Annotated in this window: 15 protein-coding genes; 2 read left to right on the top strand and 13 right to left on the bottom strand. The window is 39.6% G+C overall.

All coding sequences use genetic code 11. The features are described 5' to 3' along the window. Positions 1-205 precede the first annotated feature (205 nt). From secA to MWU84_RS01100, 7 genes are all read right to left on the bottom strand, one after another. Positions 206-3,565, bottom strand: a complete 3,360-nt coding sequence (gene secA, locus MWU84_RS01130) for a preprotein translocase subunit SecA (RefSeq protein WP_246897241.1) — start codon at positions 3,563-3,565, stop codon at positions 206-208. A 173-nt stretch (positions 3,566-3,738) separates the two neighbouring features. Continuing rightward, complete coding sequence (locus MWU84_RS01125) at positions 3,739-3,963, bottom strand: DUF2795 domain-containing protein (protein ID WP_013994285.1); 225 nt, start codon at positions 3,961-3,963, stop codon at positions 3,739-3,741. A gap of 137 nt (positions 3,964-4,100) precedes the next feature. Next, positions 4,101-4,676, bottom strand: coding sequence for a cob(I)yrinic acid a,c-diamide adenosyltransferase (locus tag MWU84_RS01120; protein ID WP_246897239.1), 576 nt, complete (start codon positions 4,674-4,676; stop codon positions 4,101-4,103). A 105-nt stretch (positions 4,677-4,781) separates the two neighbouring features. Continuing rightward, positions 4,782-4,937: a hypothetical protein gene (locus tag MWU84_RS01115; protein ID WP_157365007.1), complete on the bottom strand. Its 156-nt coding sequence runs from the start codon at positions 4,935-4,937 to the stop codon at positions 4,782-4,784. A gap of 45 nt (positions 4,938-4,982) precedes the next feature. Further along, positions 4,983-5,489: a hypothetical protein gene (locus MWU84_RS01110; protein ID WP_246897237.1), complete on the bottom strand. Its 507-nt coding sequence runs from the start codon at positions 5,487-5,489 to the stop codon at positions 4,983-4,985. Between the two features lie 22 nt (positions 5,490-5,511). Further along, positions 5,512-7,392, bottom strand: coding sequence for an ABC-F family ATP-binding cassette domain-containing protein (locus tag MWU84_RS01105; RefSeq protein ID WP_246897234.1), 1,881 nt, complete (start codon positions 7,390-7,392; stop codon positions 5,512-5,514). A gap of 8 nt (positions 7,393-7,400) precedes the next feature. After that, positions 7,401-8,585, bottom strand: a complete 1,185-nt coding sequence (locus tag MWU84_RS01100) for a DUF4105 domain-containing protein (RefSeq protein ID WP_246897232.1) — start codon at positions 8,583-8,585, stop codon at positions 7,401-7,403. Between the two features lie 198 nt (positions 8,586-8,783). Between MWU84_RS01100 and MWU84_RS01095 the strand changes: the two genes are divergently transcribed. Beyond that, entirely contained in the window at positions 8,784-9,545 is a 762-nt protein-coding gene (locus tag MWU84_RS01095; RefSeq protein ID WP_246897230.1) for a CDP-alcohol phosphatidyltransferase family protein, read from the top strand. Positions 9,546-9,665: 120 nt separating this feature from the next. Here the strand turns inward: MWU84_RS01095 and lptB are convergent, their stop codons facing one another. From lptB to MWU84_RS01075, 4 genes are all read right to left on the bottom strand, one after another. Continuing rightward, positions 9,666-10,406 carry an LPS export ABC transporter ATP-binding protein gene (lptB, locus tag MWU84_RS01090; protein WP_246897228.1) on the bottom strand — a complete coding sequence of 247 codons (741 nt, stop codon included), beginning with the start codon at positions 10,404-10,406 and terminating at the stop codon, positions 9,666-9,668. Between the two features lie 63 nt (positions 10,407-10,469). Beyond that, the gene (locus tag MWU84_RS01085; RefSeq protein WP_246897226.1) at positions 10,470-10,820 is read right to left on the bottom strand and encodes a carboxymuconolactone decarboxylase family protein; all 351 of its coding nucleotides are present in this window, start codon (positions 10,818-10,820) and stop codon (positions 10,470-10,472) included. Beyond that, a complete protein-coding gene (tatC, locus tag MWU84_RS01080; RefSeq protein ID WP_246897224.1) occupies positions 10,804-11,643 on the bottom strand; it encodes a twin-arginine translocase subunit TatC in 840 nt (279 codons plus the stop codon). The genes MWU84_RS01085 and tatC overlap by 17 nt, the downstream gene beginning before the upstream one ends. After that, entirely contained in the window at positions 11,643-12,608 is a 966-nt protein-coding gene (locus MWU84_RS01075) for a KpsF/GutQ family sugar-phosphate isomerase (protein WP_246897221.1), read from the bottom strand. Before MWU84_RS01075 ends, tatC begins: the two co-directional genes overlap by 1 nt. 210 nt (positions 12,609-12,818) lie before the next feature. Between MWU84_RS01075 and recQ the strand changes: the two genes are divergently transcribed. Further along, positions 12,819-15,020, top strand: a complete 2,202-nt coding sequence (recQ, locus tag MWU84_RS01070; protein ID WP_246897426.1) for a DNA helicase RecQ — start codon at positions 12,819-12,821, stop codon at positions 15,018-15,020. A gap of 114 nt (positions 15,021-15,134) precedes the next feature. Here the strand turns inward: recQ and MWU84_RS01065 are convergent, their stop codons facing one another. Both MWU84_RS01065 and MWU84_RS01060 read right to left on the bottom strand, forming a co-directional pair. After that, positions 15,135-16,193 carry an LD-carboxypeptidase gene (locus MWU84_RS01065; protein ID WP_246897218.1) on the bottom strand — a complete coding sequence of 353 codons (1,059 nt, stop codon included), beginning with the start codon at positions 16,191-16,193 and terminating at the stop codon, positions 15,135-15,137. A 92-nt stretch (positions 16,194-16,285) separates the two neighbouring features. Continuing rightward, positions 16,286-17,623: a carboxypeptidase-like regulatory domain-containing protein gene (locus MWU84_RS01060; RefSeq protein WP_246897216.1), complete on the bottom strand. Its 1,338-nt coding sequence runs from the start codon at positions 17,621-17,623 to the stop codon at positions 16,286-16,288. Between the last annotated feature and the right edge of the window lie 5 nt (positions 17,624-17,628).

The raw sequence follows: 17,628 nt of genomic DNA, 5'->3' as shown, positions 1-17,628 counted from the left end.
CTTAATAAAGCAGATTGGATTTTATATTTATTTAAGGTTTAAATTCGTCATCTCTTTTATTCGACTTTTATTTCCACCTTTCTGTAAGAAATAACCTTAGTGTTGTCATAAATATATTAAAATTTGGACAATAAAAAAGCGACGGCCTATGAGGACGTCGCTTTTTTCTGTGTACTTTAATGATGAGTGCGGTAGAGCGTCTAGGCTAGTCTTCAATGATTACCCATTCTCCTTTATCCAAAAGCGGTTCCGCTTGTTTGTATTTGACCGTCTTGCTTTCGCCGGACATCACATTCTTAATGGTGACCCTCTCGTTTCTACCTATTTTGGCCTTTTCCCTAACAATAGTCTCGGTTACCTGTGGCCGACCACCTTGATTTTGGCCAACAGCCCTACTTTGGGCCGACATTTCATCACTGTTCGGAATTTCTTCCTTAGAGGTCTTTAAATTTTCCTTTGGCCTGCGAATATTTCTGGCCTCTTGGATTTCCGGACTCTGTGTAGGAAGTTCTCCCTTAAACAAGAAGGAGACGACTTCTTTGTTCACCTTTTCTATCATTCCCTTGAAAAGTTCAAAGGCCTCAAATTTGTATATCAACAACGGATCCTTTTGTTCGTGCACGGCCAATTGAACGGATTGTTTTAACTCGTCCATTTTTCGTAGATGTGTTTTCCAGGAATCGTCAATGATAGCCAGGGAAATGTTCTTTTCAAAATCTGTAACCAATTGGTTGCCGTTACTTTCATAGGCCTCTTGAAGATTGGTTACTACATTCAGGGATTTTATACCATCTGTAAATGGTACTACTATCCTTTCAAACTTATTGGAATTGTCCTCGTACACCTTTTTGATTACCGGGAAGGCTGTGGCAGCATTGCGTTCCATTTTGTTCTTGTAATGGGTGTAGGCTGTTTTGTAAATAACATTCGCCATTTCCTGTACTCCCATTTTTGCAAAGTCGTTTTCGCTAATAGGGGAGGTAATGGAGAAATATTTTATAAGTTCGAACTCAAAGTTTTTATAGTCGTTGGCAGCCTTGTTGGTTTCCGAAATCACCTCACAGGTGTCATAGATCATATTGGCGATATCAACTTTTAGGCGTTCCCCCTGTAAGGCATGGCGTCTTCTTTTATAGACTACTTCCCTTTGGGCATTCATTACATCGTCATATTCCAGCAATCGTTTACGGACACCAAAATTGTTTTCCTCTACTTTCTTCTGGGCGCGCTCAATAGATTTTGTCATCATGGAATGCTGAATAACCTCACCTTCTTCCAATCCCATTTTATCCATCATTTTGGCTACCCTGTCCGAGCCGAACAATCGCATAAGGTTGTCTTCCAGAGAAACATAGAATTGGGAGCTTCCTGGATCTCCTTGTCGTCCGGAACGACCTCTAAGCTGTCTGTCGACTCTTCGGGAATCATGTCGTTCCGTACCAACGATCGCCAATCCTCCTGCTTTTTTTACTTCTGTACTTAATTTGATATCGGTACCACGACCCGCCATATTGGTGGCTATGGTTACCACACCGGCATTCCCTGCCTCGGCCACAATATCAGCTTCTTTTTTGTGTAATTTGGCATTTAGCACGTTGTGGGGAACTTTTCTGATCGTCAACATACGGGAAAGTAGTTCGGAGATTTCTACAGAGGTCGTACCAATAAGCACCGGTCTTCCCGATTGCGATATTTTGGTAACCTCTTCAATTATGGCATTATACTTTTCACGTTTGGTCTTGTAGATCAGGTCTTGTCTATCGTCTCGAGCAATAGGTCTGTTGGTAGGGATTTCCATCACATCCAACTTGTATATTTCCCAAAACTCCCCGGCTTCCGTAACGGCTGTACCGGTCATCCCTGCCAGTTTACCGTACATCCTAAAGTAGTTCTGTAAGGTTACGGTAGCAAAGGTCTGGGTCATAGCCTCGATCTTCACATTTTCTTTGGCTTCAATGGCTTGGTGCAATCCGTCAGAATAACGACGACCATCCATGATACGGCCCGTTTGTTCGTCCACGATCATTACCTTGTTCTCCATGACCACATACTCCACATCCTTTTCAAAAAGGGTGTATGCTTTTAACAGCTGGTTCATGGTATGGATACGTTCACTTTTTATGGCGAAATCTTTGAACAATTCCTCTTTTAATTCGGCTTCCTTATTAATTTCAAGCTCCTGATTCTCAATTTTTGCAATTTCATTTCCTATATCCGGCATTACAAAAAAGTCTTTTTCACCATCTCCTGAAAGATATTCAACGCCTTTTTCGGTAAGCTCTATCTGATTGTTCTTTTCATCGATAACAAACCAAAGCGCTTCATCAACTTTGGGCATCTCACGGTTGTTATCCTGCATATAAAAGTTCTCTGTCTTTTGAAGCAGTTGTTTAACCCCTTCTTCACTCAAGAACTTGATCAAGGCCTTATTCTTAGGAAGACCTCTGTGAACTCTTAGCAGTAGGAAACCGCCTTCTTTGGTATCTCCTTCGGCAATCAATTTTTTAGCTTCGGCCAAAACACCCGTCAAATAGGCCCGTTGTTTGTTTACAATGTCACCTACTTTGGGCTTCAGTTCATTAAATTCGTGTCTATCTCCCTCTGGTACCGGACCAGAAATGATCAGTGGAGTACGGGCATCATCCACAAGAACCGAATCCACCTCATCCACAATGGCGTAATTATGTGGTCTTTGAACCAGATCACTGGGGGTATGTGCCATATTATCCCTAAGATAATCAAAGCCAAATTCATTATTTGTGCCATAGGTAATGTCTGCGTTGTAGGCGGCCCTACGTCCGTCAGAATTGGGTTGGTGTTTGTCTATACAATCCACAGAAAGTCCATGAAATTCAAATATAGGGGCCATCCAGGTACTATCCCTTTTAGCAAGATAGTCGTTTACCGTAACCAAATGCGCCCCGTTTCCGGTTAGGGCATTTAAATAGAGGGGAAGTGTAGCAACCAGGGTCTTACCTTCTCCTGTTTGCATTTCCGCTATCTTACCTTGGTGCAGGGCAATTCCTCCTATCAACTGTACATCGTAATGTACCATGTCCCAAGTAACTTGCTTACCAGCGGCATCCCATGAATTTTCCCAGATGGCATTCTCACCATTCAAGGTGACGTAATCCTTTGAACCGGAAAGTAGCCTGTCATATTCGGACGCTATTACGGTAAGGGTTTCATTATTGGCAAAACGTTTTGCAGTTTCCTTTACTACGGCAAAAGCTTCGGGCAACATATCTGTTAAAGCCTTTTCGGAAATGGTATATATCTCCTCCTTTAGTTTGTCTATGTCCGCATAAATATCTTCGTTCTTGTCTATATCTGCAGACTCCTTAACCTCTTTTAGCAACTTGGCTATTTGCTCATTGATCTCTTTACAGTCTTCCTTGATTTTATTCTTAAAAAAAGTAGTCTTTTCCCGAAGTTCATCGTGGCTTAATTTTTCCAACGCGGCTTCGAATGATTTTATTTGATTGACCAAAGGTTGCAGGTCCTTGACATCTTTCTTCGATTTGTCCCCTACAAATACCTTTAATACTGAATTTAAAAAACTCATAATGTTCTCTGTTATTAATGAAAGACTTCGTAAAAGCCTTTTCTAATGTATATGCCCAAAATATTTTAGATGGCACGTGCAATGCCATCTTTTGGATGTAAGATATCCAACATCAAAATTACGTAAAAAAAAAGCCTCATATGAGACTTTTTTGTTGTAATTCCGTTAATATTTTAATACTCGTCCTCGTTCCAAAGATAGTCCTCTTCAGTAGGATAGTCTGGCCAAATCTCCTCGATTGATTCATAAATTTCCCCTCCTTCTTCCTCCATGGACTGTAGGTTTTCTACAACCTCCAATGGTGCACCGGTTCTAATTGAGTAATCTATCAATTCGTCTTTTGTTGCGGGCCAGGGCGCATCACTTAGGTAGGATGCTAATTCTAATGTCCAATACATCGTAATTATTTATTTTTTAATATTTTGCAAAAATAATTTTTAAACTGAAACTGCCAAGTTTTTTTGCGTAAAATTCATCTAATTCAGTTCTAATTTTATCGCTTTAATAATTTGATAACGAAGAATTAACGGATTTATTAGTCGCGTTTCTCTGGAATCCACTTTATTTCCTCGGCTTGTACATCATTGGTCAATTTTCGTGCCAATACAAAGAGAAAATCGGAAAGCCTGTTAATATAGGACAATAAAATGGGATCTACAGGCTCAAATTCGTTCAATTGTGATACTAGACGCTCTGCCCTGCGGCAAATGGTCCGCGTAATATGACAATATGACACAGTTGTATCTCCGCCAGGCAATATAAAATGGGTCATAGGCGTCAACTGCTTTTCCATAAGGTCTATTTCCTTCTCCAGAAGGTTTATATCCTCATTATCAATATTAGGAATATTTAACCGGTCTTTACCACTTTTTAGTTTTTCCTTCTTGGGATCAATTGCCAACAAGGCTCCTATAGTAAATAATTTCTCCTGAATTTTAATCAACACCTTTTCGGAGGATTTGTCTATTGGCTGGTCCCTGATCAATCCGATCCAGGAATTTAGTTCGTCCAAGGTGCCATAACTTTCTATTCGGATATGATGCTTGGGAACGCGGGTGCCTCCAAACAGGCCGGTTGTGCCGTCATCGCCTGTCTTGGTATATATTTTCATGCCGGTCAGTATTTGTATATTTTAAGAAACAATATTTTTGTCAATAATAGTCAAGGTCATGACTTTTTATGAACAGGGTTGTTTAGAAACAAGTCTTTTATTGCTTTATGTTTGGTCTTTGGATTTATTTCTATCCTCCCGTTTATAATCTTCCATGAATTTCCTTGATTTTCTGTCCCTGGATCTTCTTTTGGTAAACCCTTGGGCAACAAAGAAAATAACTCCTAGAACGGCAAGCACTATGTAAATGATGTAGTCCATCGGTCATATTTTTTTAATTTCCTTATCTCCCTTAAAAATACGGGTTTAAATCCGAATCTTAAAATGCTGTTTGACTTGTTCCCTTCTGAAAAAGACCAGTCCAACATAAAAGAGGTCTATAGTTACCCTTACTTGTTGCAATTCTTTTATACTTCTCCATAATTTGTTAGTGTCTTCCGATTTGTATATGTCATTAACCAAAATGACGGTATCGTTGGTAAGGTTCTTATTTTGAACAATAAATTCATCTACTGTTTCCTTGTTTGGTTCGTCAATAAAAATTATTTCACTGGAGGGATTGAAGACGGATACTCCTTTTAAGTTTTTCGATATTTCTTTTTCCAAAGCAGTATTGGCAGGGACCAGTTGTACTAGACTATATTTAAAATAGGCTATTGTCTTTAATAGAATATTATGGGATTTACTGCTATTAAATCTAGGGGACGTATAAAGGCACTTTGTAATATATTGGTAAACAAAAGGGGAGTGAACCCCATGCTGATTGCTGGATGACAACCAAAACTTTATAAATGAGAAAAAACGATATAACATTTTAGGTTCTATTTTTTGAGACCTAGTCGTCCATAGACATAGAAAGTTCGAACCAGCGTTCCGTTTTTTCTTCTATAGTATCCGTAATCTCCTTGAGTTCAATGGATAATTGGGAAATATCATCACCTGAAAGGGTGCTGTCCGTAAATTTATTCTGAACTTCCACCTTTTTGGACTCCAGTTTTTGGATTTCCTTTTCCAATTGCTTGTATTCCTTTTGCTCCAGGAAGGAAAGTTTTTTTCCGGTTTCTTCTTCTTTCCAGGTGTTTTTGGAGTTTTTTACTTCGTTGGCTTTTTCTTTGGATACCTTATTTTCCAGAATGTTACTGTCTTCATAAGTTCGGAAATCGGAATAGTTGCCCGGGAAGTCCTCAATTTCGGCATTCCCCCTAAAAACAAAGAGGTGGTCCACTATCTTATCCATAAAATAACGGTCGTGGGAAACTACCAAAAGACAGCCTGGAAAATCGAGCAGAAAACTTTCCAATACGTTAAGGGTAACAATGTCCAGGTCGTTGGTAGGTTCATCCAAGATAAGAAAGTTCGGATTTTGGATCAAAACGGTACATAGGTATAGGCGTTTACGTTCCCCCCCGCTTAGTTTTTCCACAAAATCGTACTGTTTTTTACGGTCGAAAAGAAAGCGTTCCAATAATTGCTGCGCAGAAATTTGTTTTCCTTTCATTAGCGGAATATAATCTCCAAATTCTCGAATGACGTCGATTACTTTTTGACCTTCCTTTATGGTAATGCCCTTTTGGGTGTAATATCCAAATTTAATGGTTTCGCCTATGATTACCTTACCACTGTCTGGTTGTACGGTACCGCTCAATATATTTAGAAAGGTAGATTTTCCGGTGCCATTTTTTCCAATGATGCCGATACGTTCTCCCTTGAGAAAATTATATTCAAATTTGTCCAGAATGGGCTTGTTGGGAAAGGCTTTGGAAATTTTATGGAGCTCTACAATTTTGCTCCCCATGCGTTCCATATTAATTTCCAGCTGAACCTCGTGTTCCTTCCTACGTTGACTGGCCCTTTCTTTAATAGTGTGAAAATCATCGATTCTGGATTTGGATTTAGTGGTACGTGCTTTGGGTTGCCTGCGCATCCAAGCTAGTTCTTTCTTGAACAGAATTTTGGATTTGTGCTGTTCCACTGCCTCTTGCTCTATACGGGCTTCCTTCTTTTCCAAATAATAGGAATAATTGCCTTTGTAGGAATACAACTGCCCATTGTCCAGTTCAATGATTTCATTGCAGACCCGTTCCAGAAAATAACGATCATGGGTAACCATGAAGAGGGTCATGTTCTCCTTGGCGAAGTACTGTTCCAGCCACTCGATCATTTCCAGGTCCAAATGGTTGGTAGGTTCGTCCAATATGAGTAAGTCAGGCCTGTTGATCAAGGCATTGGCCAACGCCAATCTCTTTTTTTGTCCCCCTGAAAGTAGCCCCACCTTTACATCTAGATCTTTCAACTTCAATTTGAATAGGATTTGCTTGTATTGGGTTTCAAAATCCCAAGCGTCATAGCGTTCCATAGCTTCAAAGGCTTTTTGATAGGCATCTGCATCTTCGGGATCCAAAAGGGCATGTTCATAATTTTGGATAACCTTTAAAACCTCGTTGTCCGATGCAAATATGGTCTCCTCTACAGTTAATTTGGGATCTAAATCCGGTTCTTGTTCCAAAAATGAAATTCGTATGCCCTTGCGACTATTTATTTGACCGGTATCCGAAGCATCCTTGCCGGACAATATGTTTAGGATTGAAGTCTTGCCGCTACCATTTTTGGCAATTAACGCAATCTTTTGGTCCTTATTGATACCAAAGGAAATATTTGAAAAGAGTGATAACTCGCCAAATGATTTGGATATGTTTTCAACTGTAAGTAGGTTCATCTAAGGTATTATTTTAAACTGTTTTGTTGTTGGAAATGCTTCCATAAAAAAAGATATCTTGCGCCTAGCATGATCCATAGGGGCATGGCCAAAGGGGAGAATACCTGCACTTTAAATAAGGCCAAAACTAGTGTTAAACCTAACAATCCCATTAGAAACAATATGTACTTGGGCAGCCAACTGGGGGCATTCTTCTTTTTAACAATGATATAGCCAACAATTAGATTCAAAGGAAATGCCCATAGGATATTAAAATTGTTGGCGGTAGCCGTATGATCGGTAAAAAACCAAAGGAAAATCAGTAGAACACCGGCCAATCCTGAAACAAAAAATAGTACGGAATCCAAGATCCTGCTTCTAACATGGTTCTTATAGTCGATATAAGTGATGGCCAGAACGAACAATAATATGGCCAATATCCAAAATAGGGGAGAGGCCAAAAAGTATCCGTTCCCCTCTTTTTTTACAGAGGTTAGAATTGTTCTTTCCCTAACTACAAGATTTTGTTCGGACAAGGTGGTATGGCTCAATTGTTTCATTACATATAATGGTAAAAACATATGCTCCCTGTTCGTTGCTTTTCTATCTATAACCGATCCCAGCGCCAAATCTATTCCAAAGCTGGACCATGAATTGGTGGTCAGGTTTTGGTGTATAAGCTGCCTGAAGGTGAAATTTTTTTCTAAATGACCTTCCCTAAAATGTAAATTATTACCTAAGGCCTCCTGTAAAACATCCCCTATTTTAGTGGCGCAATTGTTGAAAAAGAAATCATATTTATAATCCCTATTTTCTGGGCGATAATTGTTTTCCAAAAAATGGAACAATTGCTGCTTCTGTAGGTGTGTAAACTGTAAGAGTTGTTCCTTTACCCATCTATTCTCCAATTCGTAGGCATACAAAAAATTGGGCATGTTTTGTTTGCTCAAGGAATAGAATAATTTTCCCATGGCAAATTCCACATAGAACATGGGAGGGTCAAAATTAAAGGTCCCGTAATTATAGACCCAGTCTATTCCCTGTGTGGGATCTTGGATTCTTATTGCGCTATGGCCAAATGTGGTGTATAGATCGCTTCCGGAACCACAGGTTAAAACGCTTATTTGGGTTTCGGGAGCCAATTCCCTTACCTGCGCATTGCTGTGGAACATCAGGCCCAAAAAAAATGAAATAAAAAGAATCCTTATGCGCATATCCTAATGGGAGCCACTATTTTTTAAAATTTTCAACGCAAATATCGAATAATTTATAGGATTTGAGCGGGATACTACAAGCAATTATAAAAAACAGGATATAATTTAACAGCATTTTTTAATAAATGGTATTTTTACATGACGGCACCCCGATTGCATTATGCAATTGTAGGTGTCAAACCTCATAAAATCAGCCCTATGAAGCGCCATATTCCTAATATTATTACCTTGATGAATCTTTTTTGTGGATGTGTGGCCACTGTTTTTGCCGTACTGAACAAGTTGGAGGTAGCTGCGGCTTTTGTATTTTTAGGTATATTTTTCGATTTTTTTGATGGATTGGCAGCCCGTGCCTTGGATGTGAAAAGCGAATTGGGCCTACAATTGGATTCCCTTGCCGATGTAATTACGAGTGGATTGGTGCCTGGTATAGTGATGTTCCAGTTGTTAAGTATGTCCTACAGCGGTGGTTGGAACATAGGATTACAGTTAGATACGCCAGGGACCGTGCAGTGGTCCTTATTCGATCTGCCATTGCTTCCTTTTGTTGGGTTTTTAATTACACTTGCATCTGCATATCGCTTGGCAAAGTTTAATATTGACGAAAATCAGGTTTCATCTTTTGTTGGACTCCCAACTCCTGCCAACGCTCTGCTTATTCTTTCCTTTCCGCTAATATTACTTTATCACAACAATGATTTTTTAAACACTATCATTCTGAATAAATGGTTCTTGATCGGGACTACCTTATTGAGCTCTTATTTATTGAATGCCCGTATTAGTCTTTTTGCCCTTAAGTTTAAAAATTGGAGTTTTCGGGATAATGCCCTGCGCTATATTTTTATAACGGTAAGTTTTGTATTGATCCTCACCATGAAATTTATGGCTATTCCCGGTATCATAGCTTTTTATATTATCAGTTCTTTGGTAAATAACCTAAAAGTTTCAAAAACAGATTGATTACTTATTAAAAAATGAACCTTGTAGAGGTAGGCCCCATTAAATCATGGACTAAAAAAGGTGTTGTTTTGGGAAGGGTTATTGATTTGATCAATTACCGAAAGGGTGGGTTGGATATAATTAAAAATCCAATTTCTTCTTGCGAAGCTCAAAATTCTGTCCCAAATACACCTTGCGGACCATTTCATCGGCTGCCAAATCTTCGGGAATCCCTGATTTAAGGATGCCACCTTCGAACATAAGGTAGGAGCGCTCGGTAATAGCCAAAGTTTCCTGCACATTGTGGTCGGTAATCAATATGCCGATATTCTTGTTTTTAAGCTGGGCAACAATTCTCTGAATGTCCTCAACAGCCACAGGGTCAACACCTGCAAAGGGCTCGTCCAATAAAATAAATTTAGGGTCCGTGGCCAAGGCCCTTGCAATTTCCGTCCGTCTTCGTTCACCACCCGACAATAGATCGCCCCGGTTTTTGCGTATATGTCCAAGTCCAAATTCCTCAATGAGCGATTCCATTTTCATCAGCTGCTCTTTCTTGCTCAATTTGGTCAATTGGAGTACACTAAGAATATTTTTTTCAATACTAAGTTTTCTAAAAACAGAGGCTTCCTGAGCTAAATAACCAATGCCATTTTGTGCTCTTTTGTACATGGGAAAGCGCGTTATTTCCATTTTATCCAGATAAATATTGCCGCCATTAGGTTTGATCAATCCTACGATCATATAGAAGGATGTTGTCTTACCGGCCCCATTGGGACCCAATAGTCCAACAATCTCACCTTGGTTCACTTCCAGTGAAATTCCCTTTACCACTTGACGTCCTCGGTAGGACTTCATAATATTCTCTGCTCTTAGCTTCATAGTACCATTCTATTCCCCAAAACTAAGCCTTATATTAGTTTGGGGAAAGATATTGTAGATTTTTTAACCTTCTTGTTTTTCCAATTCCTCCCAATATTCATAGGCCCTTCTTAAATGGGGAACTACAATAGTGCCGCCAACAAGGGTGGCTATACTTAAGGTTTCCATAACTTCTTCCTTGCTGGCGCCTTCATTGTAGGAGCTTTCCAGATGGTATTTTACGCAGTCATCGCAACGGAGTACTGCCGAGGCTACCAATCCCAATAGCTCTTTGGTCTTTACATCCAGAGCTCCGGCGGCATAGGCATTAGTGTCCAAGTTAAAGATTCTTTTTATAATCTTGTTGTTGTCCGCCAAGAGCTTTTCGTTCATTTTTGAACGATAGTCATTAAATTCCTTAACTTGATTTGACATTTTTCTTCTGTTTTTTGGCGTCTCTTCTTATGACCACTTTAGAGATATAAATACTAACTTGGTATAGAATTAAGACAGGAATGGCTACTATAACCTGACTAACTACATCTGGTGGGGTAATTACCGCAGAGATAATAAGCACTACTACCAAGGCAATCTTTCTGTATTTACGGAGTATTTCAGGGGTAACCAAACCAATTTTGGTCAAGAAAAAGATGATGATCGGCAATTCGAAAATTATTCCGCAAGAAATTACTGAAATCTTAACAGTGGAGATGTATGAGAGAAGGTCTATTTCCCGCACCACTGTATCACTTATGGAGTAGCCTCCCAAAAAGTTAATGGACAAAGGGGCTACCACATAATACCCGAACAATACCCCCGTAAAGAATAATAAGGAGGCAATAGAGATAAATCCACGGGCATTTTGACGCTCGTTGTCGTGTAAACCAGGTGCTATAAATTTCCACATTTCATAAAGCACATAGGGGAATCCGATTATAAAACCTGCCCAAATGGATGTCCAAATATGCGCGGAAAACTGCTCTGACATTCCTCTGCTTTGCAATGTAAATTGCGGTTCTGTATTGCAAAAGGATTCGCTAAAACCCAATAACTTGGAAAAGTCGCAAAAAACGTGATAGGTTGGAAAATCTGGCATCATCGGGCCGAAAAGGACCGTATCAAAAATAAAGCCTTTCATTAAAAAAGCTAACCCTCCAATAATAATGATGGCCAAGGTTGATCGTATTAAATGCCATCTTAGTTCTTCCAAATGGTCCAGGAATGACATCTCATTTGGGGTCTTAATCTTTTTTGTCATTATAGTATGCCTTCTTTAATTAAATTATGTAAATGTACTATTCCTTTGTAATTCTCCTCTTCCACAACCAATAATTGTGAGATATTATTGGTTTGCATAATTTCCAGAGCTTTGACAGCTAGGACATCTGAAGCCACTGTTTTAGGTGAAAGACTCATAATATCTTTGGCCGTTAGACCATAAATGTTGTCGTATTTGTTAAGCATTCGCCTTATATCCCCATCGGTAATGATCCCTACAATTTTATTGTCTTCCAATACCGCGGCTGCTCCCAACATTTTTTCAGAGATCTCTACGATTACAGATTTTACGTCGCTGTTGGCAAGCACCTTGGGCACTTGATTGTAGCCGGCAATATCACCTACCCTTAAATATAATTTTTTGCCAAGCGCACCTCCAGGGTGGTATTTTGCAAAGTCTTTGCTGCTAAATCCTTTGAGTTCCAAAAGGCAGATTGCCAAGGCATCTCCAAGCACCAATTGGGCAGTTGTACTGGTAGTGGGGGCAAGATTGTTGGGGCAGGCTTCCTTTTCCACATAGGTGTTTAAAACATAGTCTGCCTGTGCCGCTAAAAAGGAATCGGGGTTTGCGGTCATACCGATCAATTTGTTCTTGCCGTGTTTTATTAAGGGTACCAACATTTTAATCTCGGCGGTATTTCCACTTTTGGATATGCATATAACCACATCGTCTTTCTGCACTGTGCCTAAATCACCATGTATAGCGTCTGCAGCATGCATAAATATTGAAGGGGTGCCTGTAGAATTTAAGGTGGCAACAATTTTGGAAGCGATTAGGGCACTTTTTCCGATTCCGGAAATTATGACCCTGCCTTTGGAATGTCTAATGCATTCCACCGCATTTGAAAAGTCTTCGTTTAAGAGAGTCCCTAAATGGGATATTGCCTCGGCCTCATTATCAATGGTTTTCTTCGCTATGGCCAATATAGCTTTGGTATCGCTCAAAGTAAATTAAAATTAGGTGATGATTTTCCTAAAAGAAAGTCTTATCTTTATTTTACAAAATTACATAAACTTAAGTTTATAGAATATTTTAAATTTGAACAAATTTATTTCAAATAAATACTAATTTAAAAGACAAAAATTCCTTAACTTAAGGAATTTCATTTTTGGCGTTGGTGCCAATATATAATATTAATAATGGTGAAGTACGGTATGGGTATGAATGAGATTGATTTACATGCCTCTCTAAAAAAGTATTTTGGATTCTCCCAATTCAAAGGTTTACAGGAAAACGTAGTTAAGAATATAGTACAAGGTAAAAATACCTTTGTAATTATGCCCACAGGCGGTGGGAAGTCCCTTTGTTATCAGCTGCCGGCACTCATGCAGGAAGGTACTGCAATAGTGGTATCGCCCTTGATCGCCCTGATGAAAAATCAGGTGGATGCCATTAGGGGGGTGTCCAACGAGATAGGAGTGGCCCATGTTTTAAACTCTTCTTTGACAAAGACAGAGATCAAACAGGTGAAAAGCGATGTTAGTAGTGGGGTAACCAAGCTTTTGTATGTAGCTCCAGAATCCTTGACCAAAGAGGAGTATGTGGATTTTTTACAGGGGGAAACCATATCCTTTGTTGCTGTTGACGAGGCTCATTGCATATCGGAATGGGGACACGATTTTAGGCCCGAGTACCGCAATCTCAAATCTATTGTTAGTAGGTTGGGGGATAATATTCCGTTAATTGCCTTAACGGCCACTGCAACGCCAAAAGTACAGGAAGATATTATAAAAAATTTGGGAATAACCGATGCCAAGGTGTTCAAGGCTAGTTTTAATAGACCAAATCTCTATTACGAAGTACGGCCGAAAACCCAAAACGTTGATGGTGATATTATCCGTTTTATAAAACAAAATTTGGGTAAGTCCGGCATTATTTATTGTCTGAGTAGAAAACGGGTGGAGGAATTGGCCCAAGTACTACAGGTAAATGGCGTTAGTGCGGTACCATATCATGCGGGATTGGATGGTAAAACCAGATCCAAGCATCAGGATATGTTCCTGATGGAAGATGTGGATGTTGTGGTTGCCACCATTGCATTTGGGATGGGAATCGATAAACCGGATGTTCGTTTTGTAATCCATCATGATATTCCCAAGAGTATAGAAAGCTACTATCAAGAGACCGGTCGGGCCGGAAGGGATGGGGGCGAGGGTCATTGCCTTGCATTCTATTCTTATAAGGATGTGGAAAAATTGGAAAAATTTATGTCGGGAAAGCCGGTGGCCGAACAAGAAATAGGTAATGCCCTACTGCAGGAAATTGTGGGTTATGCCGAAACTTCAATGTCCCGCAGAAAATTTATACTTCATTATTTTGGGGAGGAATTTGACGAAATTAATGGTGAGGGTGCCGAAATGGACGACAATACCAGAAACCCTAAGGAAAAACAGGAAGCTAAGGGTGATGTGGTAAAGCTGATCAATGTTATTTCGGGTACCAGTGAAAAATTTAAGTCCAAAGAAATTGTTAGGGCCTTGGTAGGAAAGGTAAATGCTTTGATATCTTCCCACAAGACCGATGAAAAGGATTTTTTTGGCATAGGAAAAGATAAGGATAAAGGCTATTGGATGGCTTTGATCCGTCAGACGCTGGTCGCCGGTCTGCTTAGAAAGGAAATAGAGCAATACGGAATTCTACATGTAACTCCGCTAGGAAAGGAATTTGTTAATAATCCAACATCATTTATGATGACCATGGATCACGTATACAATAAGGAAACCGATGATGCCATTGTAAGCGCGGCTAAATCTTCTGGAGGTGTGGCCGATGACAATTTATTGAAGATTCTAAAGGATCTAAGAAAAAAAGAGGCCCACAAATTGGGTGTTCCCCCATTTGTTGTATTTCAAGATCCATCTTTGGATGACATGGCACTTAAGTATCCCATATCCTTGGAGGAATTGGTGAATATTTATGGCGTTGGGGAAGGTAAGGCGAAAAAGTACGGAAAGCCCTTTGTGGACCAGATAGCTGCATATGTAGAAGATAACAACATTTTAAGACCGGATGATCTAATTGTAAAAAGCACAGGGGCCAATTCCTCCTTGAAGCTGTATATTATTCAAAACGTAGATAGAAAATTGCCTTTGGATGATATTGCTTCGGCCAAGGGATTGGAATTGAACGAACTGATCAAGGAAATGGAGCAAATTGTCTTTAGTGGCACCAAGTTGAATATTGCCTATTGGATCGATGAGATTTTGGATGAAGATCAGCAAGATGAAATCCATGATTATTTCTTGGAGGCCAATACAGATGATCTTGAAGTGGCACTAAAGGAATTTGACGGGGAATACGAGGATGAGGAACTTAGGCTATATAGATTGAAATTTATCAGTGAGGTGGCCAACTAACCTATTAAGGCTTGGTTTCAACTAAAAGCAGCCATGACTATGATGGCTGCATTATGATTTAAGGTAATTTGATTTGTCTAATTTATACCGGTTTGTCAGTTCTAACTTTTATAATTACCGGACCGCCTTTTCCAACAATTGCAGTGTCATTTTATTGGTATCCAATTTGGCATTAATTCCTACGGGCAGGGTAAAGTTGTTTTCGATGTGGCCAAATGTCATGCCATAGACAGCGGGTATGCCCAAAGGTTTGATCCTGTCCATAATAACCTCCTTGAGCGTAAACGATTTTGGGTTGGGAGTATTATCGCAACCTTTAAAAACCCCTAAAGCAATTCCTGCCGCCTTTTTAAAAGTTTTGCCCTGCATTAGTTGAGTGAGCATCCTGTCTATACGATATGGAGCTTCTTCAATATCTTCAAGAAAGACTATGGCATTTGTAAAATCAATTTCATGTGGAGTTCCTATCAGGGCGTTGACCAATGTTAGACTACCGCCTACCAATTTTCCTGTTACAACACCGGGATTAATGTTGTATCGATCATATTCAGGCTTGCTATATTCTTCTAGATCTGTTATTTGCACATTATTGATAATGGATGGCAATTCCTTGGATTTCATTACCACATTTAGCAAATGCTCAATACTATAAGGGTCGTTCAAAGTGCTTCCTACAGGCCCGTGAAAGGTGATAAGGCCAGTTTCTTGATGTATGCCATTTAATAGGGCCGTAATGTCGCTAAAACCTATTAAGGCTTTGGGTTTTTTCCTAATGAGATCATAATCGATCAAATGCATAATCCTGGTACAACCATATCCCCCACGTGCACAAAGGATGCCATCTACCTTTTTATTGGCGAACATTTCGTTTAGATCTGCCACCCTTTCCTCGTCCGTATGGCTAAAGTATCCATGGTTCCCGTGTATGCGATCTGTATGGTAAGGTTTAAATCCCATTTTCTCCAGAGTTTCTTTGGCCTCTATCAAAATTTCGGGTTTTACGGCATAACCAGGCGCAATAAGCCCAATCGTATCCCCTTTTTTTAATGCTTTGGGTTTTAGGTTGGTAGGGAGCGATTTTTTCTCCTGTGGATTTGCAAATATTGTTGTTGGTATTAGGGTGGCCATCCCGGCCCCTAAGGCTGTTTTAAAGAACTGTCTCCTTTTTTTCATCAATCACATTTTGTAGCGCCTAAATATATAAAAAATAGCATAAAAAAAGTCCGTCACTTTTGTGACGGACTTCATTGTTCTAGTAAAAATATTTACATTCCAAGGGAGGAAGAATCCTCTCTGGATTTGGCTCTTCTCAATTGCCTTTGTATTTTCTTGATGGCAGATTCAATGGATTTTTCGGGTTCTATAATATTATACTCGCCCCAAAAATCCGGATCTGAAAATCCGATAGCCTCATCCTCCAAAATTATGGAAGATTTAATTCGGTCCCTAAATTTTGGCGATTCGCCTGTGGTGTTCTTTTCCCAGTCCGTAATGGCCATTTCGCAGGTCATGCTGTACACCGAATTGAAAAGTCGATCGTCCCAATTTATTTTGAATTCCAATAGGACATTGCTGTAGCCGTAGTACCATTTTCCGTTTTTTTCCCTGTAATCTACGCGGTAGGCAATATCTGTAGGCCAAACATTGGCATGGGCAGGTTTTTTGCGAACGAACATTTTGGCGGCCTTATCCCTATCCGTAATATTCAGGGAATATATGGCGCTGGTAAGAATTTTTTTCTCCGCATTTATATACAACTTTCCTTGGTATAAGGGGTCTGATATGAATTCCTTTTGTTTAAAATTGATTACAAAAATAAGTTTGTCGTTAACCATGGTAGAGTTTTCAAAGCTAAAGTCATAGTCATCAAACGTTTCTTCGGTAAAGATATATTGGGGGTATTTGATCATGTCCACAAAGAGGGTATTAAAAGGTCCTCCTTGCAGTTTAATGGCCAAGGTGTCCAATTTATCATAATCAGTGCTTTTTCTCGCCTTATAAAGCTGTAAAGCGTCCCTACGATCCGAATTGTAGGGAGATTTGTAAATATTGACCACTGCTTCTGATAAGGATACGTTTTTCCTTCTTTTTTTAATGGTTTCCCTGTAAAAGGCTGTCATTAAGGTGGGGTCGTCAAAATAATTATCACCTTTCCTGAGTAGGGTTTCCTGAACAAGGGCTTTTGCGTCTTTTGGAACGGCAAGACTCACCTCGGATAATTCCGTAAAGCTTACTTCCAGAGCAATTTCATTTTTATTTTCCTTCAACTGGAGTAGAGGGATTGTTCTGGTCCTATAGCCTAAAAAGGATATACTAACCTGTCCCTCACTAATTTCCTTGGGAACTTTTAATGAAAAGTGACCCTCGGTATTACTGACGGTGCTGATATTTGTGTTTTCAATGGAAAGAGTGGCAAAGACCAATGGTTTATTGGTTTCCGCATCAACAATTTTACCTTGATACTGGTTAAAAGAACTTTCCTGTTCCTGCACATCTTGATACAAGAGGGCCGCCGAAACGGAGGGCGTTACCGCTAAGAACAACAAAATTAAAATTGTGGTTATTAGGGGGTTTTTTTTAATGTGATTTTTTTTGAGTTTCATCTGTT

The organism is Arenibacter sp. F20364, from assembly GCF_023015905.1.
Taxonomy (GTDB): domain Bacteria; phylum Bacteroidota; class Bacteroidia; order Flavobacteriales; family Flavobacteriaceae; genus Arenibacter.
The sequence above is the reverse complement of the archived record's forward strand: the minus strand, read 5'-3'. Positions and strand labels throughout refer to the sequence as shown.